Here is a 24608-nt window from a genome sequence, read left to right as displayed (position 1 = left end):
TGCGAGGAAAAAATGGTAAACAATAAGGTAAACGATATGTTTGAACAGCAGCAAAATACAGGGAAAAGTACGTCTTTGGCAGAGAAATATGCCAATGCCGTAGGCCAGTTGTCCGATGCCAATGATCGGGCAGCGCATGCAGAGCATGACCTGCAGGTGGAGCGCATTACTCGTCAAGACTTGATTGACGAGGAGGTGGCTCGCCGTGTTGCTGAAGCAGAAGAACGTATCAGAAAAGAGTTGGAAGCTCAATTAGCAGATAAGACCAAGGAATTGGAGGAACGTAATAAGGCTTTGGATAAGCGTGAGTCTGATGTAGACAAGAAAGCGGAGACAATCGCCCAAAATGTAAGTGAACAGGTTCGCCAGCAGATGTCTGCAGCTAAAACCCGTTTCGAGAAAACTGCGCTGAATCGTTTGGCTGATATGTTTGACATGTTCATGCAGGCGTTCATCGCCCTTGGTGACAAGGATTCTTCCAAAGGTCAGGAACTGTTGCAGAAGTATCAGCTTGCGGCAAAGGAAGCGCATGAGTCTTTGACGGATGAAATCAAGGATAAACTGGCCAAGGTTGAAGCTAAAAGCAAGTCTAAAAACGAACAGATAGCCTCTCTTGTCAGGATGATATTTACTCAAAAGCGTGAGCGGGTAGTCTTTAGTAAGGAAGAACGTGAAAACATCTATGATAAGGTATTGGCTTCGGTTGAGTTCACTGATGAGGAAAAGAAACGTTACCAAGAGTGCCGTGAATTCTGTGAGGAGTATCGCAAGCGCAAGGCTATAAAGAAACTTTTGAATAGCCAAAAGGAACAGAAGGGACATGGACGAAATCCTATACTGGAGGATATGCCTCGCTTGGAGGAAAAGGTACTTTGGCCTGAAGGCTACATAGGACATGAGGATGAATATGTAATTGTTTACCAAGGCAAGGTGCAGGAGTTTATCGTGCCAGCCAAAGTACGCTACTTTGTTCAGCCATATCGTCGTCCTGTAGTTCGTCGCAAGGATGATCCAATGCAGAAGCTCTTGCAGTCTTCTTGTTATGAGGACGTATTTTGGAAGAGTTATGCGTCTGCTGAGTTATTGGCGCAGTTAGAGTGTAATAAGTATGTCCTTCATCAGCCGTTTAACCGGCAGATAAAGAAGATGAAACAGGATGACTTGATACTCGCTCCTTCAACAGTCGATGACTGGCATCAGGGTGTATGTGACAAGATAGAACCTCTCTACAATCTGCAGATGGATCGGGTAATGTCCAGTTTGCTGCTTGGCGCTGATGGCTCTCCATTCCCGATATTGGACTGCGAGAAGCATAAGACGGTAAATCATTACTTGATTCAGTATCGTTCTGTGGCAACTGGCATCCCAATCTTCATGGTTAATACGAAAAACAAGCATGGTAGGGGTACTGCTGACATCATGGACAACCTCAAAGATTGGAAAGGTGTGGCGCTGATGTGTGATGGTTACTCTGGCTATGATTGGCTGAAGAAGATAAATGGTCGCATATTGTGTCGTTGTGTCGTTCATGCTCGAAGACCAATGGAACGAGCCTTGAAGGAAAATCCTAATCTAGCAAAGATAGGTATTCTCTTCTACCAGAACATTAACCTGATTGAGGAAATGATGAAGGAGAAGAAACTTGAGGGCGAGGAGAAAGCACAGTTCAGGAAGGACCATGCCGAGCCGCTATGGGAGGACTTCAAGCTATGGGCTGCAAGTGCCATCTTGGATGTGCCAAAAGACAGCAATATATACCAGGCATTGAACTATATGCTGCGCAACTATACAGAGCTGACCAATTATATAGACATCCCAGACATGCCTTTGGACAATAATGATACCGAACGCCTGATCCGTGACATGGTGATGGGTAAGAAGGCTTATTTGTTCTGCCGTGACTTGGATGCCTGTAAGCGTGCAGCAATGATGTACTCCTTGTTTGGTGCATGTAAGGTACTAGATAAAAATCCTGAGCGTTGGCTTTGTTATGTGTTGAAGCACATAGATTCTACGCCTGAGGATAAACTTTATACTCTTCTTCCTGAGTTTTGGGAAGATGAGGAACAATAAAAATGAATTTAATGTTTAGTCAAATTAAGGTATAACCTCCATTAGCTTGTGCTGATGGAGGGCTAAATTGCGTATGCTTGTCTCAAAATTAGAAAAATGATGCCGCCGTGCAAAGGTACAATATTTTTTTGAGCTATGCAATACGGAGTTGAGCGGATACTTACGGTGCTCGGAACCGCTACACTCTAAGGATGGCGGGGCATCAAAGCCCTCGCCAAATTGTGCGGGATGGGACCGCTGGGAGAGGGAAGTTTAAAGTTAATAGTTTATAGTTTACAACTTGTATTCGGGGGATTTTGTTGATTTATTGTGAATTTCTTGGTGTTTTAGAATATGCTTATTGGCATAGCCCAATCAATGGGCTATGCTAATGAGTTTACTTCCTAAGGCAGTTTCTATACGAGCAATGGTTTGAGTCGTGAAGTTATGTCTGCCTGTTAGCCATTTTGAGATTTCTGAGTCTCGCTTGTTGAGCAAGCGGGCGAAATCCTTTTGGGTGAGACCCTTGGCTTTCAGAATCTCACTAATGCGCTCGGCAATACCGAAAGACAAATCGAACTCTGCCTTTTGCTCGGCAGGTATCGCAGCGAGGCAATCACGGAATAATTTGTTCTGTATCATAATGCTTAAATTTCAAAGGTTGCACTTTCTATATCTGTTATCATATTCTTTTCAATGGTAATGATGCCCTTCTCTTGGGCTTTGAGCAGAACTTTGTCAAAAGTCTGTAGTAACCATCTACTTCTCCATATTGCCCGCTAAAAAATAAGTATTACCTTTGCTGCCGATTAAAAAATGGTAACAAATGGAAAATAAGAAGAAAGCAAAAGTTGATTACGCAGCCATCATTCGTGAGTTCGAGATGTATGGTCGTGGTCGTTCTCTCAAACAATTTTGTGATGACAGTAGTTATGTTTATCCTAATGTGCTTCGATACTATCGTAAGTGTTTTTGGAATAGCAAGTCTAAGTTGGCAGCTTCTCCTAATGGTGACAAGTCTCTTGTTCCCTTGGAGATTGAGTCGGCAGCAAGTGTCAACTCAGCTTCTTCAAGTGTGGACTCTTGCAAGCCAGAAGAACCGACCATGCCTGTGGCTGCTCCTTCTATCCCGACATACAGTATCGTCTCGATGCACATATCGTTCAGCAATGGGATGGAGTTGTCACTTTGCGAGACAAGTGTAAATGAGATTACAGCTTTGTTGCACAAAATAGTTGGCTGAAATGATATCCTTTACAAGTAGACAGAAGTACTATTTTTATTCTGGTCCTATGGATATGCGTAAGGATATCGATACGCTCACAGAAGTAGTTCGTAGCCAAATGGGGCTTGATCCTTATATCGAGGAATCGGTTTTTATATTTATGTCGAAGAATCTTCGTACAATGAAGATTCTCTATCGTGGTCGCCGCCGCTTTGAATTGACAAAAATCCGCTTGGATGATGAAAAATTCTTTTTGCCTGTATTCGACGAACAGCGTTCCTGCTACAAAATTTGCTGGAGCGACTTCGTTACGCTTACAGAGGGTGTTCAAGTCACTAAAATGCAGATAAAAGAAGATGTTGTTTGATGGCTCAACTATCTGATTATTAGTATTTTAGTTATAAAAAATATTCGAAAAAACTTGCATATGTCAGAAAAAAGTAGTACCTTTGTAGGCATGAATGACGAAATGAAGTTACGTTTTGCTTATGCTGAGATAGCTCGTCTCAAGGATGAGATGGCAACAGCGAATCGTGGGCAGGTAGATTTGATAGCTCACGATCAAGCCTTGCGTGCCGATTTCGAACGTCAGCGTGAGGAGGATCGCCAGTTCTTCAAGGCTCAGCAGGACAATATGAAGGATTTCTATATGCAGCAGATGAAGGAACAGGCTGAGCGCCATAAGGAGGAACTTAAGCATCTGCGAGAGGAGAACCTGGAAAATGTAAAGCGTATTATGAAGGATAGCGCCAACCACCAGAAGGCATCGGATAACTTGATAGCTTCCTTGAATGAGAAGATTACAAAGCTCACTTCGATGCTTGAAAAGTCTTCGCTCTCTGCATCGGAGGCACAATGGCTGGCCCGTTATCGCCAGCGCCAACGGTTCAAGCGTAATGCTGAGCAAAAGAATTTGCTGAAGTCTGGCAAAGAGGTTACGAGAGAAGAAGAAAAGTCTGATTGGCCTGAAGATTCCAATGATGACGTTCCATCTACTCCGTCTTCTGCATCAGGTGACCAGACTCCTGCAAAAAAGAAGAAAAAAGCATTGGACAAGCGTTCTACTCGCACAGATTATCAGAAGAACAAGCCATATACGACTGCTCCTATCTATCATATGCTTCATGAGTATTTTACCCTTCCTGAAGGAGGACACTTTGTGAAACGCGATGGGGAAGTGGAGACTTGGTGGTATCGTGAGTTGATTCGTATTCCTGAGCATTACGAAGAGCATTTCTACGAGGTGGCAAGCTATTATGTTCCTGGGCATGGAGGTGGAGTCACTCGTCCTAATACCCGCTTGATTAAAGGTGTTTCCTTTGACTTGGAACTGATAACTTATGTTCTTACCGAGCATTTCGCTTACAATACTCCATTTACGAGAATTGTAGAGAAGCTATCTCATATGGGATTGAATATGAACGAGAAAACCTTGGGAGTCATCGTACATAAGATAATCTCTTATATCCGCAAGGAAATGAAAGATGTCTGGGAGGCGACTATCAAGAAGACTCACAATTGGATGATTGATGAGACCTCAGGTCTTGTTGGTGTGAAGACAGATGAAGGTGTCCGTAAATACTTGAAGCGTTATTTTTGGGGAATCAAGGCTAATGTTCAGAAGCTCGTGTGGTTTATATACGAGCATGGGAGTCGTGGCCTCAAGGCAATCCGTCAGTTCTTGGACAACTTTATCGGCTTCTTTACTACTGACGGTTATGTAGTATATAAGGTGTATGACGATGATGAACTTCATCCTGATCAACATCGTTCAGCATGCCTGACACATATAAGGCGAAAGTTCGTAGAGTCCTTGGAAGAGAATCATTCCTTGTCTATGTGGTTTATCGATGAGATAGGTAGACTATTTGGAATCGAGCATGACTGCAAGAAGGCAGGTTTAACAGCCGACCAGGTTCTTGTGGAAAGGCTTCAAAGGAGCAAGCCTATCATGGACCGAATCAAAGAGAAGTTTGAGCGATTTGCTAGATCGAATTACAAAGGCTTGGGCGCTTTGACAAAGAAGGCTCTTAAATATATCAAGACTGAATGGTCGGCAATGCAAACCATTTTGCAGGATGGCAACCTTGAGTTGTCTAACAACCTGGCAGAACAAATGATGAGACACATCAAGCTGAATCTTAAAAACTGTCTGAACATCGGCAGTGAAGATTCTGCGCTTGACTATGCCTTCATGTTTTCTGTCATAGAAAGCTGTAATATGAACAAGTTATCTCCTGGGTGTTACATCAAGGAGCTAGTTAGTCGTCTTACTGCCAAGCCTGTTTGTACAGCAGAAAAAGTGGCACTTTTGCCTTGCTTTATGCAAAAATAAATGTTAAATCCAATCATTTTTTATTTTTAACATCTCTTGAATCGCCTTTACATAAAGGTGGTTCAGAGGGTGTATGGAAATATAGATGGTTACTCTTGGTATGTGCGTGATAGTTTAACACCACCATTTCCTAAGATAAGTATCTGGTCGGATATTCTTAGGCAGTATAGGCGGAGTTTGCGGGAATCGATAGATAAAGCACTAACATGGTCGTTCATTCTTCCTTCGATACGGAAGAATCTTTCTAATGCTCCCTTATCGATAATTTTGGATAAAGCCAATAATATGGCATTGAAGTCTTTATTGTATGTCGCATTGTCCTTAAACTCCATCAGGAATTTTTCAAATTCGCTTTCGGAGTTTCCATCGAAGCAGATAGAAAACATGCCTACGTTGTCATTCTGCTCTATTGTCTTTAATGTTACTTGTGTCATAATTATAATTCTTTAATATGCAATGCAAAAATAATAATTTTATTGATAGCTTGTTCACTTTTAAGTGAATAATTAAGAATAATTATTATAAATATACATTATGGAAATCAACAACACCCAACACAAATTCTTCCTCTGCAACAAGAAATATGATGAATATGAATATATGATGTATAGAAAACAGACTGAAATCATCGTAACCATCTTCTATGAAGGTATTCTGAGAGGAACACAGTATGGCAATCATCCTAGAACAAAATATGCCTTGAAGATCCATAGCATCATCGAGGATTTGATGAATAAAGACTGGAGTAAAGTCAACGAGACCCTTAAATAATGAAGGAAATAAAGTTATTTGATTACCAAGAGGATATGAAGGAACGGATTGAGAAGGCGTTGCGCCTTCATCGGTCCGTGATGGCACAAATGCCAACTGGTACGGGTAAAACGGTTCTACTCGCTTCGGTCGTAGAATCGTTTTTGAGGGAACATTCCAATTGCAATGTTTGGATTGTTGCCCATAGAAGGGAGTTGGTTTCTCAGATTCGAGAAACTATTGAAAGAGTTTTTTCTAAAATCACCCCGTCCCTCTTTACCATTAAAGAGGGGAATTTTTCGAAAACCCACCCGTCCTCCCTTACCCTTAAGGGAGGCTCCACCTCTCACCCCGACCCTCTCACCCTCAGGGGAGAGGGAGGAAACCGCCCTACTCGGTGCTCGGAACCGCTTCGCTCTAAGGTTGGCGGACCATCAAAGGTCTCGCCAGATTGTGCGGGATGGGACCGCCTGGGTGCTGCTTGCTTGCGGCCTGCTGAGGGACTTGGTGACCACCTGGGGATGAGTGGAGCATCAAAGGTCTCGCCAGATTGTTTGTCGGCTAGCGCATTCAATGTTCCTATCAAGGCTGTGTCGATACAATGGTTGTCGAAGCACTATGACGAGATAGAGGAAGAACCGGGAATGATAGTGATTGACGAGGCGCACCATGCGCTTGCCAAGACCTATAAGGGAATGTGGGAGAGATTCCCGAAAGCTAAGTTCTTGGGACTGACGGCTACTCCTTGCCGATTGAATGGTAAGGGATTCACTGATCTGTTTGATGTCTTGGTGCAGTCGTGGAGTGTTCCTGAATTTATCAGCAAGGGAAGATTGGCGACATACGATTTTGTGAGCATCAAATCGGATGGTGTGACGCAAGGGCTCATCGACTCCTTGCAGAAGCGAGGGGCTGATGGTGACTACCAGAACAAAGAAATGGATATGTTGCTGAATAAAAAGCCGAGCATCGAAAGGCTCTATCGGAGTTTGGAAGAATATGGTAAAGATAGAAAGGGCATCGTGTATGCTATCAATATCAGTCATGCTAATGCTATTGCCGAGTTCTACAGAGAACACGGCATAGCGGCTGTTGCTATTGATAGTAAAACGCCAAGTTCTTTACGAAAAGAACTTATTGAAAGGTTCAAAGCTTCTAATCTTTCTTTTTCGAATCACCCTGTCAATTCTTCGAAAATCACCCCGTCCCTCTTTACCATTAAAGAGGGCTCCACCTCTCACCCCGGCCCTCTCTCCTCAGGAGCGAGGGAGGAAACCGCTCCTCCTCGTCGCTCTGAACCGCTACGCTCTAAGGTTGGCGGACCATCAAAGGTCTCGCCAGATTGTGCGGGATGGGACCGCCTGGATGCTACTTGCTTGCGGGTTGCTGATGGAGTTGGCGATAGACTTGCTTCTATACAGGTGTTGGTGAATGTGGACATATTCTCGGAGGGATTTGACTGCCCGGATATTGAGTTTGTGCAGTTGGCTCGTCCTACCTTGTCGCTTGCCAAGTACCTGCAGATGGTGGGACGAGGATTGCGAGTGGCTAAGGGAAAGAAGAACTGCGTAATTATAGATAATGTGGGACTATATCGGGTGTTCGGGTTGCCTTCGCAAGTATGGAACTGGAATGCTATGTTCGAGGGAAAGCTGAAAGTTGGCAAGAGAAAGGAGACTCCGAAGGATAGAGAGTTTTTCCTAATGAACGGGGAACAAGACGATATTCAGATTCATCCAGACTCAGAAATGATGATGGTGATGAGCCATGAAGAATTGCTCCAAACGATACAGTATCGTGAGTTTGTGAACAGTAGAGGGGAGTTTGCCATCATCAAGCTTCCTGATGGAAAGATGACGGTAGTGAACCGACAAGGAGAACAGGTCTTGGAGCCAGGCGATTACTATGACATGAAACTGTTGGATGGCAACATCCTGTTCTACCGACATTGCAGAAAGGAGGTCTGCTATTATGACCTGTTGTCTGGAGCTATTATTGACGATGGTTCCAATGTTTACGATGTTCCAAAGGTGGTTACGCTAGAAGGTTGGGAGTTCATCAAATATGGAGATGTTTATATGTCTCGCACCTACGAACATTTCTCTTGGCCATATTGCCCTTCCAAATATGACCTGTTCAATTTTGGGGATTACCTGATATATCGTTATAATTATTTAGTAGATAGTGGTTGCCAGGAATGGTACTATTATGAAGGAGGCAATGGCTTGATGATGAAGGCTACTATAGATAGTAATCGAGTATGTTTCTTGCGTGGTGATTATGAACATGTGTATTGGATGTGTGCCACTCTTCGTTGTGGTTGTATCGTGGTTATGGACAGCAAGCAGGACTACTACCTGGTGGATTCATATTTGAAGAAGACCTATATTGGATGCAATAACCCAAAGAATGAAAATGAAGATCTTCATATTGTAATGCCTCGCCTTGGCAAGAAATACTATGATGAGATGATGTTACAGGAGAAGAAAAAGGAAGCAAGCGAGATGATTCTTTTGCATGAGAAGTCAGAAGCAGGACATGTGGAATTATATCAGGCTGGAAAGAAATGGGGCATAAAAGTGGATGGCAGAGTTGTCGTGCCACCCCTTTATCGCAGCATAGCGCAACCTGTTGGTGCCTATTGTGCCTTTGAAGAGATTCCAAGATATTGGGGTATTATGACCTTAAAAGGCAAGGTGATAGTTGATGCCAAATATGAGAAGGTCGAGATTCATGATGGGGGGATCGCCGTGGTAACTGATATCACGGGGAAAACACAGACCATCCATCTGAAATGATCTATTATAGGGGCGTCAGTCTGAGAATATTAACAAAAAAAAGAGTGTGTCATGAATTTATGATACACTCTTTTTTTTTATTCTGTTTAATTACATCTTCTTTATCCGTTTGCGATATTTCCGAAGAAATCGAATGAGGCATCCCAATCCTTCCAGACTGGCTCTCTGCCCAATTCCTTCAATCTCGCATTGATTACCTTGGCGGTACGCTCATCGCTTACGGTGAACTGTTCCAATGCCTGAGGATAGGTATGATAACCACCAGGATTTACCTTTGATTCTGCCGACATGGTGGTGACACCCAGTGTTGCCATGTTGTCACGGATGTAGGCTGGCTCACGGGTAGAGTAGGAGATATCTACATCGTGGTCGAAGATACGCATGGCGAAAGTAGCCTGTGCCAACTGCTTATCGGTCATGAAGCAGTTTGGCTGGAAACCTTCGTTCTGTGCAGGGCGCATACGAGGGAAGTTCACGCTGTACTTGGTCTTCCAGTAATGCTTCTGCAGGTAGCGCAGGTGATGAGCCATCATCACAACATCTGTGCGCCATTCCTTCTCCAAGCCGATGAGCACACCCATACCGATGGAGTGAACGCCTGCCATACCCATGCGGTCGAAACCATCGCAGCGCCACTCAAACTTGCTCTTCATGCCACGTGGGTGGTAGAGCTTGTAGTGCTCGTGGTTGTAGGTCTCCTGGAAGCAGATGACGCCGTTCATACCATGGTCGGCGAGGGTCTTGTAATCCTCTGTAGAGAGCGGCATTACCTCTATCTTCACGTTAGAGAAATACTTCTTGGCGATGTCGATTGCCTTGGCAAGATATGGGGTGCCAGCCTTGGCTGGGTTCTCGCCCGTAACGAGAAGGATGTTCTCGAATGGAGCCAGCTGCTTGATGGCTTTATACTCGTTCTCAATCTGCTCTGGGGTGAGGATGGTACGAGCCATCGGATTCTCACGATGGAAACCGCAATACACGCAGGAGTTAGAGCATGAATTGGTGATGTAGAGAGGAATGAACATCGACATGGTCTTGCCGAAGCGCTCCTCGGTATATTTGCGGGAAAGACGCGCCATTACCTCCAAGTATGGCTCGGCTGCAGGTGAAATCAGCGCCATGAAGTCGTTCACATCGCAATGGTCCTTGGCAAGGGCACGACGCACATCATTATCGGTCATTCGAGCAATGCGCTCCGTGGTCTCCTCCCAACTGATATTCTTTAATTCGTCTGAAAACATTTTCTTACTTTTTAAACTTTCTCAAATCGTGTGTCAACTTGGCTGCACAGAAGTTTGGACCACACATGGTGCAGTACTCACCGTCTGTATGACCTGCCTCCTCGAAATACTTCAAGGCAAGCTCTGGGTCGAGAGAGAGGTGGAACTGGTCTCTCCAGCGGAACTCGAAGCGTGCCTTGGAGAGGGCGTTGTCGCGGATGGTTGCACCTGGATGCCCCTTTGCCAAATCGGCTGCATGAGCGGCAATCTTATAGGTTACCACACCTGTGCGCACATCTTCCTTGTTAGGCAAGGCGAGGTGCTCCTTAGGTGTTACATAGCAGAGCATGGCGGTGCCGAGCCATGCTATCTGGGCGCCACCGATGGCTGATGTGATGTGGTCGTAACCTGGAGCGATATCGGTAACCAATGGGCCGAGGGTGTAGAATGGTGCCTCGTGACAGTGGTCGAGCTGGCGCTCCATGTTCTCCTTGATTTTCTGCAATGGCACGTGACCAGGACCCTCGATGAATGCCTGCACGTTCTTGTCCCAGGCACGGGTAACAAGCTCGCCCATGGTATCCAACTCGGCAAACTGGGCTGCATCGTTGGCATCGGCTATACAGCCTGGGCGCAGACCATCGCCCAAAGAAAGGGCTACGTCGTACTGTGCCACGATGTCGCAGATATCGTCGAAGTGCTCATAGAGGAAACTTTCCTGGTCGTGATAGAGACACCACTTGCTCATGATACTACCGCCACGGCTCACGATTCCGCAGAGACGGCTATCGGCGAGATGCACGTTGTGACGACGGATGCCGGCATGGATGGTGAAGTAGTCAACACCCTGCTCGCACTGCTCGATGAGGGTATCACGGAATACCTCCCAGTTCAGGTCCTCTACCTTGCCGTTTACCTTCTCCAAAGCCTGGTAGATAGGCACGGTTCCTACTGGCACAGGGCAGTTGCGTACAATCCATTCACGGGTTTCGTGGATGTTGTCACCGGTAGAGAGGTCCATCAAGGTATCGCCTCCCCACTTGCAAGACCATACAGCCTTATCCACCTCTTCCTCGATGCTGGAGGTAGTGGCAGAATTACCGATGTTGGTATTGATCTTCACGAGGAAGTTGCGGCCGATGATCATCGGTTCGCTCTCCGGGTGGTTGATGTTGGCAGGAAGAACGGCACGTCCGTGTGCAATCTCATCACGTACATACTCAGGAGTGATATGGGTATCGATGCCCAACTCCTGGCAGTTCATGTTCTCGCGGATAGCCACATACTCCATCTCTGGAGTGATGATGCCCGCCTTGGCGTAAGCCATCTGGGTGATGTGCTTGCCAGCCTGAGCACGGCGAGGCAACTGGATGTGCTCGAAGCGGAGGTGGTCAAGGCTATGGTCAGCAAGGCGCTGCTTGCCATACTCGCTGGTAACCTCCTTGAGCTGCTCGGTATCGTTGCGGTCGAGAATCCACTGCTCGCGCATTCTTGGCAAGCCTTTCTTCAAATCTACCTGATAGTTAGGGTCGCTGTAAGGACCGCTGGTATCGTAGATGTAAACCGGAGCGTTTGGCTCTGTATGAGGAATGCCGCGCTCATCCTTCACAACAGTAGGAGTGAGGTTAACCTTGGTCATTCCAACCTTGATCTGTGGGAAGAGTTTTCCCTGCATATACGCCTTTTCTCTCTGGGCGTAAGCTTTCTTATCGTTTGGCATAATTTTTTAAAGGTAAAAAGGTAAAAGGGTAAAAAGGTAAAAAGAGCGTTCTTGCTTCTTTGCCTTCATCCTTCATGCCTTTTATTATCTATATTATAATTAATCGTTGAGGAATGCGGTGAGAGGAGAACTTGCCTCAGCACAATCGCTGATGGCTCCGAGACCTGCCTCGTAAGCACGGCGACCGCATACTACTGCTTCCTTGAATGCCTTAGCCATCTCTACAGGATCACCGGCAACGGCGATAGCGGTGTTAACCAGACAAGCGCTGGCACCCATCTCCATGGCTTCGGCAGCGTGGCTAGGTGCACCGATACCTGCATCTACTACAACTGGAACAGTAGCCTGCTCGATGATGATCTGCAGGAAGTCCTTCATTCTCAATCCCTTGTTAGTACCGATAGGTGCAGCAAGTGGCATCACGGTAGCAGCACCAGCCTCTTCGAGGTGCTTGCAGAGGGTAGGGTCTGCCTGGCAATATGGCAATACCACGAAACCGAGTTTTACCAGTTTCTCGGTAGCCTTCAGCGTCTCGACAGAGTCTGGAAGAAGATAGCGAGGGTCTGGGTGGATTTCGAGCTTGAGCCAGTTGGTTCCGAAAGCCTCGCGAGCCATCTGTGCTGCGAAGACAGCCTCCTCGGCGTTGCGCACGCCACTGGTGTTAGGAAGGAGCTGGATATTTGGGTTCTGCACTATATGAGAGAGCAGGTCGTCCTGCTTGTCTTCGAGTTCGATACGTTTCATTGCAACAGTAACCATTTCTGTTTCTGATGCTTTGATGGCTTCAGCCATGAGGGCATTGTTGTTAAACTTTCCTGTGCCCAAGAAGAGGCGTGAGTTAAACTCTCTGCCTGCGATTACTAATTTTTCCATTGTTTTATTATAGAGTTGTTATTTTTGTTTTCATTTCTGTAGGAAAAGTACTTTTGTGTGATTCTTTTCCGCAGTATTCTGGGACCGTTATCCTCCGCAGAACGCTTTTACGATAACGATGTCTGCTCCTTCTGCGATGATTGTGTTTTCCCATTCATCACGAGGCACCATTTCGTTACTGATAGCTACTGCAACTCCTGTAGCTGGCAAATCGAGTTCCTGGGCTAACTCCCTGATGGTTTTAGCCTGTGTCTCGGTCTCTTTGTTGTTGATAGTTACTTTCATATTCTGTTCGTTTTATATGATGAATAATCCGTTTGTTTACGCTTTTCTATCGCCCGAAAGCGATGATAAGCAAATATGTAATCAAACACGGTGAACTTCCAGATGAAAGCCTTAAGAGAAAGAATAAAGCGCTATCAAATATCCCTGCGACAGCATTACCTGCATCAGGTTCAATGGGTATCATCTCAGCCGAATCTTTCAGCACCCCGTGATAATCGCTTGCAAAAGTAATGATAATATCGGAAAAGCAATAGAATTTCAAAAATATTTATGCTAAATTAACGCAGAATGCACCTTTCGCTTTACTGGTGTTTCTTTCTGCAATCCGGGCATTCGCCTTTGATGACAAAGGAAATAGAGTGGGGGTAAAAGCCTTCGGGCAGCTCGAAACTTGGAATATGGATATCCTCCATACAGAAGGAACGCTGGCAAGATTCGCAGTAGAAATGAATATGCCCGTCGTGATGATCGCAAGCCCCTTTTTCTTCGCAGAGTTCGTAGCAGAGTACGCCTCGCCCATCTTCGAAGGCATGTACCACATCATGTTCCAGAAAGAGGGTAAGGGTACGGAAGATGCTCGACTTATCCATCGAAACCATCTTTCGTTCCAGATTGCTCAGACTCTGCGGGTTCTGTTCGCCCATCAGGGTCTTCATTACGAGTATGCGGTTGGCGGTTGGCCGAATGCCTTTCGATTCCAGCCTGCTGATCATATCTTGTGAGTTCATCGTTTCTTCTTTTTAAAATCTTTACTAACCGGTTGCAAAGATACAAAAAAAGCGTGTAAGTATGGTAACTTACACGCTTTTTCTTTATTTAAACGTAATTACTTTTTGCTTTCAATCTAGTTTATGCCGCAGCATGAAGGGATTGGAACCCTTATACGCAAGCACAACCACGGCTTCTGTTCAAAGCCTCACCATACATTTCCATTGCGGTCATGTAATTTGCAAGAATAGCCTTCAAGGCCTTCTTGATGTTTGCATACATTGTTTTCATAATCGTTATCCTTTTTTAAAAAATTAATACTTGGCATTTCTGCCATTTTCTTTTTCCTTTTGTTCATGAACGGTGGTCAATTTTACTTGCCCATCTCCATGTTGTTGTTTACATTTACAGCCTTGGCAATCATAGCTGCCACAACTGTAAGAATCATTACTGTCGTCATCATAATTTGTTTCCTTTCTTTCTTTGTGGAGCCTCCATGTGAGGTCTCCTGTTTTACATTATCCTTTTACAATCTCACTGTTTTCTGGTGCAAAGGTAATGCCTTTTTCTTGAATATCTGTCACAAAGACATGACAAAATGATGAAAAAGGGGCTTTTTTTGATACACGTCAACTAAACAGCAATGGCGGCTTGATATACGTCAAGCCGCCATGCTGTCATATTGAGAAATGTGTCATATTTCTTATGTTTCTTCGGATTTCTGATGCTAGATCAGTTCCAGAATCTTGTCGAGAATCTTTTCTACGGTTGAAGAATCGGTTGCTTCATCGAGTTTCTGGTTGATTTTCTCTTCCAGTTTCTTGCTTACCTTGTCGGCAGCCTGATCCATGGCCTGGTTTGCCTTGTCTTCCAGTTTCTTCTGAACGGAAGCGCCCAGTCCGTCTTCTTCTGAACCATCGCTGTTATTATCGCTTACCGAAGGGGATTCATCGGTTGATGAGCTGGTGGTTTCTTCTATCTGCAGATTGTCGGCACCTTCCAGCGCCTTCACCATATCATCAGCATTCATCGTGTAAACGCTGCCAAGGATTCCGAAGCTTACGGTGTGCTGCTTGCCATTAAACTCAACGGTTCCCTTAGAGCATACGATATAGTTGTGGTATTCGAAGAGCTGGTTCATCACTTCATCAATAGCGCTTCCTGCCATCATCTTGGCAATGGAACGGATGCTTTGGGTGAAGAAGTTGTTATCACTGGTTTCTGTAGCCTTGTCGATAGCCTTGGCTGCCTCAGTCTTTACCTTTTCTTTATGGGCATCAGGTCCTGGATTGGTTATGGCGAAAACCAGGAAGAGAAGTACGATAAGACCTAAGATGATTTTCCAGAGGGTCTTGCTCGATTTTTTCTTTTCCGGTTCCTGTCTGTAGCCCTGGTTCATTGCTGCGCCGTGCTGAAAGCCTTGCTGGTAAGCTTCTTGCTGTGCCTGCTGGAAACCCTGCTGGTTTGCAGCCTGAAAGTTTGCTGCTTCTGTCCCGTTGTTGCCGGCTGCATCTGCTGATGTTCCTTCTGCATTTTCTTTGTTGGCTGTATTAGCCTTGATAGCTTCTACAGTTTCAAGAACAGTCTTCAGTTCTGCTATTTTCCAAGCTGGAGTCCAGTCTTTCATGCTTTGTGCCCAAACAAGGGTCTCGGGTGTGATAGCCTTCTGGACGAGTTGCTCCAGGCTGAATGGACCCGCTTGCTGTCCGTTATTCTCAATGATAAAATATTCCATCATGTATTCTTTTATATAATATTTTTCTTAAAAGCCAATAAGGAGTTTCTTACACTCTCAATTGCTTATTAGTGTGTAGCTTTCCACCATGCTGTTTTCTCTCTGCCCTTGATAGCTACGCTGTGCTGGCTAGGGTCGGAGATAGAAAGACCGCAATAATTTTTCACTTTAAAGGTTGTACCTCTATAACTCATTAACCCTGTATAAGCCTGTTCGGTATGAGCAGCAGCTTTGATAGTGAGTTTCATCTGTGAAGTATATTTGTCTTTCAGATAGCCGCTCGGAACAAGACTGTCTATGTATACACTCATATCGTAGAAGAGGTTGGGAGAGAAACCATCCAAAGGCTGTATGGAATCGAGCGGAACGGATGATGAGAAGGTATATTTGCTGTTGATTTCCTTCATCACTTGGGCTAGATTGTCCATCTGTCTGCAGTCGATGGCCGCCATGTTGCAGAATGGATCGCTACTATTCTTGTAGAAATTGACAACTCCGTTGACAAATCCTGAGTAGTTGGGTGCAGAACTGTTGAGGTAACTCCATATGGTTTTGTATGGAACGCCGGCTCCCATTACTTCGCTACTTGAACTGATCATGAAATTAGTGACGTCTTTCAGTTCGTATGCAGTCTCTACATTGCCCATATAGCATGCATCGAAGAGAATGTATTGCATCTTGGTGCCGCTGAGTTTGATTCCTTCGGCAAGGGTAGGAACGTCGAGAGCGTTTTCTTCTAAACTTACGCTTCCGAAGAAACGGGTGATAGGTTTGTTGGGATCGGGACCATACTGTATTCCGCTGAAATTGCCGGTAGCGGTAGGGTAGCTGGTGCTTCCTTTCTGAGCAAAACCGGCATTAGGTCTTGCCATATAAGGATAGTTTACCCAATCGCTTTTGTAGGTCCATCCGCAGCCATGAGCTCCGATGATGAGCGAATAATTCAGGGCTTCAGCACGGCGTTTCACCTCATTCAGAATCTCTGCAAATCCTTCTGCTGTAGTATATGTAGCTTCATCGTATGTTTTCAAAGTGTCGCGAATTACGGTTTTCGTATTGCCGTCATATTGAAGATCTATAAGATAGCTCTTCCTGTAATTCTGGCTCATGAAGACCATTACACGCGAATTATTCAAGCCTTTCTTGGCAACAATACCTTCGCAGATACTGTCAACGTTGTTTTCCAAAAAACTTGTGAGACCGGAAGTGTTGGTTCCACCCGTCCAAGGATAGAAGACGAAGATTGTCTGCTTATTGACGCTTTCTACATCAATAGCTTCATCGCCACAACTGGTGAAAGTTGCTGCTAGAGATAGCGTACATATAAATAAGGTGAAAAGCTTCTTGATCATGTTTCTCTTGAAAATATGAAATGTTAAGTGTGAAATGCTAAGTTCTTACACTTAACATTCCGCACTTAACATGATAAATATTAAACTATTATTTCTTCTTGAGTTCCTCGATGGTTGCCTTGAGGGCAGCAATCTTCTCAACAGAGTCGCTTTCCTTCTTGCGCTCCAGGGCTACTACCTTCTCAGGTGCGTGAGCTACGAAGTTCTCGTTGCTGAGCTTCTTGCGTACGCCCATCAGGAAGCCTTCCAAGTGCTTGAGCTGAGCCTCTGCCTTCTCAATCTCGGCAGCTACGTCGATCAGGTCGCCCAATGGTACGGCAAACTCGTCGGTACCTACCATGAAGCTTGACGCATCGGCACTCTTCTCTGCGATGACCTCAATCTTATCAAGGTTCGCCATCTTCAGCGTTACGTCGTTGTAAGCCTCGAAATCGTTCTTGCCTACTACCTGGAGAGACAACTGTTCCTTCTGGGCAATGTTCTTCTGGTTGCGAACGGTACGAACACCGGCGATAATCTGCTTCACAGCCTCAATGTCGGCTGCCAACTTCTGCTCCTCGGTTGTAGGTGCAGGAATATCCAGCTTCTCGCGCATGATGCTCTCGCCATCCTTGCGGTCGTAGATGTGCTGCCACAATTCCTCGGTGATGAATGGCATGAATGGATGCAGCATCTTCAGGAGGGCATCGAAGAAGCGGAGGGTAGCGTCGTAGCTCTTCTGGTCGATAGGCTGGCCGTAAGCTGGCTTCACCATCTCCAGGTACCAGGATGAGAACTCATCCCAGAACAGCTTATATACAGTCATCAATGCCTCAGAGATACGGTAGTCCTTAAACTGCTTCTGCATCTCCTCGTTCACCTCCTTGAGCTTGGCATCAAACCACTTCACGGCGATTTCTGCACTCTTAGGCTGCTCGATATCTGCCGTTTCCCAACCCTTCACGAGGCGGAAGGCATTCCAGATCTTATTGTTGAAGTTACGTCCCTGCTCGCAGAGGCTCTCGTCGAAGAGAATGTCGTTGCCTGCTGGAGCACTGAGCATCATACCCATACGAACACCATCGGCACCAAACTTGTCAATCAGAACCAGTGGGTCTGGTGAGTTACCGAGACTCTTGCTCATCTTGCGGCCGAGCTTATCGCGAACGATACCTGTGAAATATACGTGCTTGAATGGCATCTTGCCACGATACTCGTAGCCAGCCATGATCATACGTGCTACCCAGAAGAAGATGATATCCGGACCAGTTACGAGGTCGGAAGTAGGGTAGTAGTAGTTGATCTCCTCATTGTCAGGATGCTCGATACCATCAAACAGAGAGATAGGCCACAACCATGAAGAGAACCAGGTGTCGAGGCAGTCGCTCTCCTGCTCAAGATCCTCAGTCTTGATGTTGGCATTCTTCTCCTGAGCGAGTTTCAGAGCCTCCTCTGCTGTCTCAGCTACCACGAAATCCTTCTTGCCGGCATTGTCGAAGTAGTAAGCTGGGATGCGGTGACCCCACCAGAGCTGGCGGCTGATACACCAGTCCTTGATGTTCTCCAACCAGTGGCGATAGGTGTTCTTATACTTCTTAGGATAGAACTCGATATCATCGTCCATTACTGGAGGAAGGGCGATGTCGGCAAAGTGCTGCATCTTGAGGAACCACTGTGTAGAGAGCTTTGGCTCGATAGGCACATTGGTACGCTCAGAGAAGCCCACCTTATTATTATAGTCCTCAATCTTCTCCATCAGACCGGCGTTCTGAAGGTCGATGGAAATCTGCTTGCGCACATCCATGCGGTCCATACCTACATAGAGACCTGCTGCCTCGCTGATGGTACCATTGTCGTTGAAGATATCGATGGTTTCCAAACCGTGCTTCAAACCGAGGGCGTGGTCATTGATATCGTGAGCTGGAGTTACCTTCAAGCAACCAGTACCGAACTCGATATCTACGTATGTATCCTCGATGACAGGAATCTCGCGGTTTACGAGAGGCACGATAACGTGCTTACCCTTCAGCCAGGTATTCTTCTTATCCTCTGGGTTGATACACATGGCAGAGTCGCCCATGATGGTCTCAGGACGGGTGGTTGCTACTACTGCATAGTATCCCTTCTCATCCTTGTGCATCACGTTCTCCTCATCCACCTGCTGGCAGTCCTGTTCTACTACATAATACTTCAAGTGGTAGAGCTTAGAGTGCTCGTCCTTGTAGATAACCTCCTCGTCAGAGAGTGCAGTCTGAGCCTTAGGGTCCCAGTTAACCATGCGCACGCCACGATAGATGAGTCCCTTCTGGTAAAGGTCGCAGAATACGTGGATGACGGCACGAGAGCGGGTCTCGTCCATGGTGAATGCTGTGCGGTCCCAATCGCAGCTGGCACCGAGTTTGCGGAGCTGTTTGAGGATGATGCCACCATGCTCGTGAGTCCAGTCCCAAGCGTGCTTGAGGAACTCCTCGCGGGTAAGGTCGGTCTTCTTGATGCCCTGCTGAGCGAGGCGGTTTACAACCTTTGCCTCGGTAGCGATACTGGCATGGTCGGTACCTGGTACCCAACATGCGTTCTTGCCCTCCATGCGAGCACGGCGAACGAGAATATCCTGGATAGTATTGTTGAGCATGTGTCCCATGTGGAGCACACCCGTTACGTTTGGTGGTGGGATAACCACTGTATAAGGTTCACGACCATCTGGCTTAGAACTGAAAAGCTTGTTGTCGAGCCAGTACTGATACCATTTACTTTCCACTGCTTGTGGATCGTATTTACTTGCTAATTCCATTGTTTATATCTAATTTTTATTCTTTTTCTTTCTTTTTCTTTAAAAAACGGTGCAAAGATACTAATTTTTGGGCGAAAAATACTATCTTTGCATCAAAATTATTAATTTTTGCACAAAACGATGGTTAGTAATACAGGAAAAGGACATACGAAAGAAGAAAAACTGGCGGCGTTCAGTCGCTTGCTGGATGTGCAGGACCGTTTGCGCCTGCAGTGTCCATGGGATAAAAAGCAGACATTCGAGAGTCTTCGTCCGAATACGATCGAGGAGACTTTCGAGCTTTGTGACGCCTTGATGAAGCGCGATTACAAGGATATCAAGAAGGAGTTGGGCGATGTGTTGGAACACGTGATGTTCTATAGCATCATCGGCAGAGAAGACGGCGAGTTCGATATTTGCGATGTTTGCAATCAGGAGGCAGATAAATTGATGTTCCGCCATCCTTTCATTAACTGGAAGGAAGAGGGAAATTGGACGGTTTCGAATCCTGATATGTATATCAACGATGAAGGACAGGTTGTCTATAAGGAGTCAGATGCAGGGAATGGAGAAGCAGGAACTGCCAGTTCGGAAGAAACCTTAGCTCTTGGCGCCAGCAAGCCGAAAACTGCTACTTCTGTTGAGAAAACCTGGGAACTGATCAAGCAGCAGGAGAAGGATGGAAATGAGCGGGTGTTGAGCGGTGTCCCTAATTCTCTTCCGTCTCTTATCAAGGCTTATCGCATTCAGGACAAGGCTAGAAATGTAGGCTTCGACTGGAAAGAAAAAGAAGATGTGTGGGACAAAGTGCAGGAGGAACTGGAAGAACTCAAGGTGGAACTGGCTAAAGGCGACAAAGAGAATTCTACCCGGGAATTGGGCGATTTCATCTTCTCAGTAATCAATGCAGCACGTCTCTATAAACTCAATCCGGATAATGCGCTGGAGAAAACCAACCAGAAATTTATCCGCCGTTTCAACTACGTAGAAGATTATAGCTTAAAGCAAGGTAAAAACTTGAAAGATATGAGCTTAGAAGAAATGGATAAACTATGGAATGAAGCAAAACTTCAGGAGAAAAAGGATGATAAATAACGGTGAATCAGATAATCTTATCAACTCATCAATATAATAATAAAAACTAAAGTGTTATGAAAAAATTAGTTTATGTAACAATAGCTTTGGTGGCGCTTTTCGCAGCCAACAGTTGTAAGAACAAAAATAATGTTCCTGTTATCAGTGCAGCAGATTCGGTAGAGGTAGAGGATGCAATGAACGATTCTACCATCTATGGTGTATGCGGTGAGGGAACCTCTATGCATAGCCTGGAGCTGATTTCTGATGAAGGTGACACCCTTTCGGTGTTTATTGACGATGAGAATCCTGATGTTGTTCAGGGAGGATTGCTGGCTGGCGACCGTATTGCTCTTATCGGTTATAAGGCAGAGGATGGAGAGATGATGGCCCAGAAGATTATCAACCTGACATCCCTCTTGGGTAAATGGACTTCTCTGGATAAGAATTTTGATATCTTGGAAGGTGGAGAGGTGAAGAACAATGTGAAGGCTGAAACTAATCCTTGGACTAGCTGGAAGATACTCAATGGTAAACTTTTGCTGAATAAGGATACTTTTGCCATTGACAAATTGGGTTCTGACAGTCTTATGTTGGAGAATACTCAGGGTATCTTTGTTTTCAAGCGCCAAGAGTAAGGTCATCATGTTGAACCTGTAAATTATGATTTAGTTTTGGAACCATTTAAAGTACATATATTGGGGTGTGGCAGTGCTTTGCCCACCCTTCAGCATAGTGCCTCGGCCCAGATTATTGAGATGCGTGGCAAATGCTTTATGATGGATTGTGGCGAGGGTGCCCAGATGCAGTTCCGTCGCACTCATGTTCACTTTGCTAAGATAAATGCTATCTTTATTTCGCATCTTCATGGTGATCATTGCTTTGGCTTGCTAGGACTTCTTTCTACCTTAGGTATGCTGGGCAGAACGGCTAAGTTAAAAGTTTATGCACCAGAAAGTTACGGAGATTTGTTTAAGCATCAGATCGATTTTTTCATGCAGGGAATGGAATATCAAATCGAATTTGTTCCTGTAGATACCGAGAAGTCGCAAGTAGTATATGAAGATCATTCTGTAACCGTAGAAACCGTTCCTCTGCAGCATCGTGTGCCTTGTTGTGGATACATCTTCAGAGAGAAACCGACATTGCCTCATATCCGTCGTGATATGATAGATTATTACGAGATTCCTGTAAGCCAGATTAACAACATCAAGAATGGAGCTGACTGGACAACGAAGGAGGGGGATGTAATACCTAATGCCAGATTGGTAATGCCTGCCGCTACTCCCCGCAGTTATGCTTATTGCAGTGATACCCGGTTTGTTCCGGGGGTGGCAGAAAAGGTAAAGGGGGTTACGGTGCTTTATCATGAGAGCACCTATACTTCGGAGAATGAGGACAGGGCTAAACTCTATTATCACAGTACGGCTCGACAGGCTGCAACTATAGCCAGAAATGCGGGTGTAGGCAAACTTCTTCTGGGACATTATAGTGCAAGATATAATAATGAAGAGGTATTGTTGAATGAAGCTAAAGAGGTGTTTACGGAAAGTTATCTTACTCAGGAAGGTAAAGTGTTCTCTATAGAATAATATAGAAATAGGGCTTGAATGTACCGGGAAACAAGGTGCAGAATAGCCTTTGATCTATATAAAAATATAAAAAAAGTGCTTTGCGCCAAAAAAAGTTCATTTTTGATGCAAGGTTTTCTCTTTATATCGTTTAATCTTTAAAAAGGATTTGAAATTGGAATCGGAAAAGGAACTCTTAGACGACATCAGTAGCGGCAGTCGGGCAGCCATGCACAGATTGTACGAACGCTATGTGGGGTATGCCATGGCCGTAGCGCTGAGGTATATCCCTATGCGCGATGATGCTGAAGATGTAGTGCAAGATAGTTTTATAAAAGTCTTTTCCGGCATTTCAAAGTTTGAATATCGGGGTGAGGGCGCTCTTCAGGCTTGGCTCCTGCGGATAGTGACAAATGAAGCTGTCAACTTTGTAAGGCAGCAAAAGCGCTTCACTATCGTGGACGAAGTTCCCGATGATATTGAGGATGAAGAGTCTGAAGTAGAAAGAGTTCCGCCTGCAGAACTGACAAGAATGATAGGAGAATTGCCTGATGGGTACAGACTGGTTCTTAACATGTTTGTTTTTGAACAGAAAAGCCATAAAGAAATTGCACAGCTGTTAGGCATCAAAGAAAGCAGTTCTGCTTCACAATATTTGCGGGCGAAAAAGCTGTTGGGCAAAAAGGTGAAAGATTATCTGAGCCAGGCAGATTGTAGTGATAATAAAGAGTTGAATCATATAAATGAGAAAAGTAATGAGTAACGATTGGACAAATAAACTTCGAGATCAGTTGGCTGACTACCAAGAGCCTGTCAGCCACGACTTGTGGGCTGAGATAGAACAATCGCTTGCTCAGTCTAAAAAGGTTGGTGATGAGGAAACTGATGTAAAGAAGAGACCACAGACTCGTTATGTTGTCTTGAAAAGATGGTCAGTAGCTGCAGCGATTGCTTTATTGGGAGTAGGAGGCAGTTATGTTTATCTGCATGATGATGAACTGGGACAGGCTAACTTAGCTGTTCAGAGTTCTTTCTCTACAGCATCAGGTTCAAGCAGGACTTCTTCTGCTGTCCGTGCAGAAGCACAATCGGCAGGAAGTGAAAATGCTATCTTGCTTGCTGAAAACAATGCATCTGCACATCAGGTGAATCGCCATTCATCGGGGCGTCAATTGAAGCATAGTAAATCTTCTGTCTCTTTCCAGGAGAGGACTGTTGCTGCTGATAATGAAGTAATGTTTGCAGCAGAGGTAGAAATGCCAGAACAGTCTGTTAATGCAGAGGTAAATGGTCGGGAATTATCTGTTTTGCAAAAGCAAAATGAGGATTCTGAAAGACAGATGGCCGTTTCTTCTAATCATGCAACCAAGCCGTTGGAAGCAGATGGTGGGCAGAAGCTTTATGCAGGCAGGGCGCAGGATGGTCATTTTGAACGCAGTTATAAGGACAAGTATGAACAGAACTGGACCATGAACCTGTATGCAGAGAATGTAAGTCTGGGCTCTGGCAGTGATGGAATGTCAAACGGCATGTATGCGTCTTCAGATCTTCTTGCTGGTGGTGGCTTTGCTGATCATGGCGTTTTCCTGGCTGCTGCTTCTCTTTTAAGATATGCAATACCGAAATATGTTGAAGCGAAACATCATGCTCCTTTGGCTATAGGTGCTCAGGTTGGTATCGGACTTGCGCCTCGTTTGTCTTTGAGTACCGGTGTCGTATATACGCGTGTTGCTTCTGATTTCAAATCTTATGGTGTTTCAGAATTTGATACACATCAGGTTTTGCATTATGTGGGTGTTCCACTTGGTTTAAACTATGAGGTTTGGAGCACGGGAGGTTTTCATGCGTACGTAATGGCGGGTGGAGAAGCCGATTTCAACGTAAAGAATGATACAAAGGTTTCTGGTCATAAAGAGGACGTGAAACGTGATGGCGTTCAGTTCTCGGGTAAGGCTTCGCTTGGTGCACAGTATGATGTTACACCACAAGTGGGCTTCTATATTGAGCCAGGTGCAAAATATTATTTTGATAATGGCAGTGAAATAGAAAATACGTTTAAAGATAAGAAGTGGAATTTTAATCTCCAGTTCGGACTCCGTATTAATCTGAAATAGTGTTTGAGTCCAATTATTAATAAATATATGTACGAACTACATTTCAT

The 24608-nt window shown here is 45.1% G+C and carries 21 protein-coding genes and 1 riboswitch; of the genes, 11 read left to right on the top strand and 10 right to left on the bottom strand.

The window, feature by feature from the left end; all coding sequences use genetic code 11:
* The first annotated feature begins 12 nt into the window (after positions 1-12).
* Positions 13-2073 carry an IS66 family transposase gene (locus tag KUA48_RS02890; RefSeq protein WP_218433715.1) on the top strand — a complete coding sequence of 687 codons (2061 nt, stop codon included), beginning with the start codon at positions 13-15 and terminating at the stop codon, positions 2071-2073.
* Positions 2074-2427: 354 nt separating this feature from the next.
* Here KUA48_RS02890 and KUA48_RS02885 read toward each other — a convergent pair whose 3' ends face one another.
* Entirely contained in the window at positions 2428-2694 is a 267-nt protein-coding gene (locus tag KUA48_RS02885; protein ID WP_118153697.1) for a helix-turn-helix transcriptional regulator, read from the bottom strand.
* Positions 2695-2878: 184 nt separating this feature from the next.
* Here KUA48_RS02885 and KUA48_RS02880 point away from each other — a divergent pair, with 184 nt between their 5' ends.
* From KUA48_RS02880 to KUA48_RS02870, 3 genes are read left to right on the top strand one after another with little or no spacing between them, the layout of a single operon-like run.
* Positions 2879-3295 carry a hypothetical protein gene (locus KUA48_RS02880; RefSeq protein ID WP_119230129.1) on the top strand — a complete coding sequence of 139 codons (417 nt, stop codon included), beginning with the start codon at positions 2879-2881 and terminating at the stop codon, positions 3293-3295.
* 1 nt (position 3296) lies between these two features.
* Positions 3297-3644, top strand: a complete 348-nt coding sequence (tnpB, locus tag KUA48_RS02875) for an IS66 family insertion sequence element accessory protein TnpB (RefSeq protein WP_256624524.1) — start codon at positions 3297-3299, stop codon at positions 3642-3644.
* A 60-nt stretch (positions 3645-3704) separates the two neighbouring features.
* Positions 3705-5612 carry an IS66 family transposase gene (locus KUA48_RS02870; protein WP_218433790.1) on the top strand — a complete coding sequence of 636 codons (1908 nt, stop codon included), beginning with the start codon at positions 3705-3707 and terminating at the stop codon, positions 5610-5612.
* Between the two features lie 89 nt (positions 5613-5701).
* Here the strand turns inward: KUA48_RS02870 and KUA48_RS02865 are convergent, their stop codons facing one another.
* Entirely contained in the window at positions 5702-6046 is a 345-nt protein-coding gene (locus KUA48_RS02865; RefSeq protein WP_218433137.1) for a hypothetical protein, read from the bottom strand.
* Positions 6047-6146: 100 nt separating this feature from the next.
* Between KUA48_RS02865 and KUA48_RS02860 the strand changes: the two genes are divergently transcribed.
* On the top strand, positions 6147-6383 hold the full coding sequence (locus KUA48_RS02860; protein ID WP_118153691.1) for a hypothetical protein: 237 nt from the start codon (positions 6147-6149) through the stop codon (positions 6381-6383).
* 35 nt (positions 6384-6418) lie between these two features.
* Positions 6419-9160 carry a DEAD/DEAH box helicase family protein gene (locus tag KUA48_RS02855; RefSeq protein ID WP_334649319.1) on the top strand — a complete coding sequence of 914 codons (2742 nt, stop codon included), beginning with the start codon at positions 6419-6421 and terminating at the stop codon, positions 9158-9160.
* Positions 9161-9261: 101 nt separating this feature from the next.
* On the opposite strand, the gene thiH is transcribed toward KUA48_RS02855, so the two are convergent.
* The 8 genes from thiH to KUA48_RS02815 all read right to left on the bottom strand — a co-directional run bounded on the left by thiH (position 9262) and on the right by KUA48_RS02815 (position 19823).
* Positions 9262-10401: a 2-iminoacetate synthase ThiH gene (gene thiH / locus KUA48_RS02850; protein ID WP_006848700.1), complete on the bottom strand. Its 1140-nt coding sequence runs from the start codon at positions 10399-10401 to the stop codon at positions 9262-9264.
* A gap of 4 nt (positions 10402-10405) precedes the next feature.
* Positions 10406-12100, bottom strand: coding sequence for a phosphomethylpyrimidine synthase ThiC (thiC, locus tag KUA48_RS02845; protein ID WP_218433139.1), 1695 nt, complete (start codon positions 12098-12100; stop codon positions 10406-10408).
* 99 nt (positions 12101-12199) lie between these two features.
* Positions 12200-12973 (bottom strand): thiazole synthase, encoded by a 774-nt coding sequence (locus tag KUA48_RS02840; protein WP_118254858.1) that lies wholly within the window; start codon positions 12971-12973, stop codon positions 12200-12202.
* A gap of 87 nt (positions 12974-13060) precedes the next feature.
* Positions 13061-13258: a sulfur carrier protein ThiS gene (gene thiS, locus KUA48_RS02835; RefSeq protein ID WP_006848697.1), complete on the bottom strand. Its 198-nt coding sequence runs from the start codon at positions 13256-13258 to the stop codon at positions 13061-13063.
* Between the two features lie 124 nt (positions 13259-13382).
* A riboswitch (TPP riboswitch) is annotated at positions 13383-13477 on the bottom strand.
* An 83-nt stretch (positions 13478-13560) separates the two neighbouring features.
* Positions 13561-13986, bottom strand: coding sequence for a Fur family transcriptional regulator (locus KUA48_RS02830; protein WP_006848696.1), 426 nt, complete (start codon positions 13984-13986; stop codon positions 13561-13563).
* Positions 13987-14693: 707 nt separating this feature from the next.
* Positions 14694-15704, bottom strand: a complete 1011-nt coding sequence (locus KUA48_RS02825) for a GYF domain-containing protein (RefSeq protein ID WP_218433140.1) — start codon at positions 15702-15704, stop codon at positions 14694-14696.
* Between the two features lie 65 nt (positions 15705-15769).
* Positions 15770-17053, bottom strand: a complete 1284-nt coding sequence (locus KUA48_RS02820; RefSeq protein WP_218433141.1) for a clostripain-related cysteine peptidase — start codon at positions 17051-17053, stop codon at positions 15770-15772.
* A gap of 88 nt (positions 17054-17141) precedes the next feature.
* Positions 17142-19823 (bottom strand): valine--tRNA ligase, encoded by a 2682-nt coding sequence (locus KUA48_RS02815; protein ID WP_217756297.1) that lies wholly within the window; start codon positions 19821-19823, stop codon positions 17142-17144.
* A 120-nt stretch (positions 19824-19943) separates the two neighbouring features.
* On the opposite strand from KUA48_RS02815, the gene KUA48_RS02810 reads away from it, so the two are divergent.
* The 5 genes from KUA48_RS02810 (at position 19944) to KUA48_RS02790 (ending at position 24561) form a co-directional block, all read left to right on the top strand.
* Positions 19944-20897 carry a YabN family protein gene (locus KUA48_RS02810; RefSeq protein WP_218433143.1) on the top strand — a complete coding sequence of 318 codons (954 nt, stop codon included), beginning with the start codon at positions 19944-19946 and terminating at the stop codon, positions 20895-20897.
* Positions 20898-20953: 56 nt separating this feature from the next.
* Complete coding sequence (locus KUA48_RS02805; protein ID WP_118254863.1) at positions 20954-21514, top strand: hypothetical protein; 561 nt, start codon at positions 20954-20956, stop codon at positions 21512-21514.
* Positions 21515-21550: 36 nt separating this feature from the next.
* Positions 21551-22468, top strand: a complete 918-nt coding sequence (locus tag KUA48_RS02800) for a ribonuclease Z (RefSeq protein ID WP_153080177.1) — start codon at positions 21551-21553, stop codon at positions 22466-22468.
* A gap of 148 nt (positions 22469-22616) precedes the next feature.
* On the top strand, positions 22617-23210 hold the full coding sequence (locus KUA48_RS02795; protein WP_218433144.1) for an RNA polymerase sigma factor: 594 nt from the start codon (positions 22617-22619) through the stop codon (positions 23208-23210).
* Entirely contained in the window at positions 23203-24561 is a 1359-nt protein-coding gene (locus KUA48_RS02790; protein WP_218433146.1) for a hypothetical protein, read from the top strand. Before KUA48_RS02795 ends, KUA48_RS02790 begins: the two co-directional genes overlap by 8 nt.
* Positions 24562-24608: the final 47 nt, after the last annotated feature.

Origin of the sequence: Segatella copri, from assembly GCF_019249795.2 — a bacterium.
In the GTDB taxonomy this organism is placed as follows: Bacteria; Bacteroidota; Bacteroidia; order Bacteroidales; family Bacteroidaceae; genus Prevotella; species Prevotella copri_B.
This window is presented reverse-complemented; position numbering and strand designations above follow the sequence as displayed.

Excerpts from the sequence above, each read along its gene's own strand:
- KUA48_RS02890 (WP_218433715.1), top strand. The coding sequence starts at position 13 with ATGGTAAACAATAAGGTAAACGATATGTTTGAACAGCAGCAAAATACA.
- KUA48_RS02885 (WP_118153697.1), bottom strand. The coding sequence starts at position 2,694 with ATGATACAGAACAAATTATTCCGTGATTGCCTCGCTGCGATACCTGCC.
- KUA48_RS02880 (WP_119230129.1), top strand. The coding sequence starts at position 2,879 with ATGGAAAATAAGAAGAAAGCAAAAGTTGATTACGCAGCCATCATTCGT.
- tnpB (WP_256624524.1), top strand. The coding sequence starts at position 3,297 with ATGATATCCTTTACAAGTAGACAGAAGTACTATTTTTATTCTGGTCCT.
- KUA48_RS02870 (WP_218433790.1), top strand. The coding sequence starts at position 3,705 with ATGTCAGAAAAAAGTAGTACCTTTGTAGGCATGAATGACGAAATGAAG.
- KUA48_RS02865 (WP_218433137.1), bottom strand. The coding sequence starts at position 6,046 with ATGACACAAGTAACATTAAAGACAATAGAGCAGAATGACAACGTAGGC.
- KUA48_RS02860 (WP_118153691.1), top strand. The coding sequence starts at position 6,147 with ATGGAAATCAACAACACCCAACACAAATTCTTCCTCTGCAACAAGAAA.
- KUA48_RS02855 (WP_334649319.1), top strand. The coding sequence starts at position 6,419 with ATGAAGGAACGGATTGAGAAGGCGTTGCGCCTTCATCGGTCCGTGATG.
- thiH (WP_006848700.1), bottom strand. The coding sequence starts at position 10,401 with ATGTTTTCAGACGAATTAAAGAATATCAGTTGGGAGGAGACCACGGAG.
- thiC (WP_218433139.1), bottom strand. The coding sequence starts at position 12,100 with ATGCCAAACGATAAGAAAGCTTACGCCCAGAGAGAAAAGGCGTATATG.
- KUA48_RS02840 (WP_118254858.1), bottom strand. The coding sequence starts at position 12,973 with ATGGAAAAATTAGTAATCGCAGGCAGAGAGTTTAACTCACGCCTCTTC.
- thiS (WP_006848697.1), bottom strand. The coding sequence starts at position 13,258 with ATGAAAGTAACTATCAACAACAAAGAGACCGAGACACAGGCTAAAACC.
- KUA48_RS02830 (WP_006848696.1), bottom strand. The coding sequence starts at position 13,986 with ATGAACTCACAAGATATGATCAGCAGGCTGGAATCGAAAGGCATTCGG.
- KUA48_RS02825 (WP_218433140.1), bottom strand. The coding sequence starts at position 15,704 with ATGATGGAATATTTTATCATTGAGAATAACGGACAGCAAGCGGGTCCA.
- KUA48_RS02820 (WP_218433141.1), bottom strand. The coding sequence starts at position 17,053 with ATGATCAAGAAGCTTTTCACCTTATTTATATGTACGCTATCTCTAGCA.
- KUA48_RS02815 (WP_217756297.1), bottom strand. The coding sequence starts at position 19,823 with ATGGAATTAGCAAGTAAATACGATCCACAAGCAGTGGAAAGTAAATGG.
- KUA48_RS02810 (WP_218433143.1), top strand. The coding sequence starts at position 19,944 with ATGGTTAGTAATACAGGAAAAGGACATACGAAAGAAGAAAAACTGGCG.
- KUA48_RS02805 (WP_118254863.1), top strand. The coding sequence starts at position 20,954 with ATGAAAAAATTAGTTTATGTAACAATAGCTTTGGTGGCGCTTTTCGCA.
- KUA48_RS02790 (WP_218433146.1), top strand. The coding sequence starts at position 23,203 with ATGAGTAACGATTGGACAAATAAACTTCGAGATCAGTTGGCTGACTAC.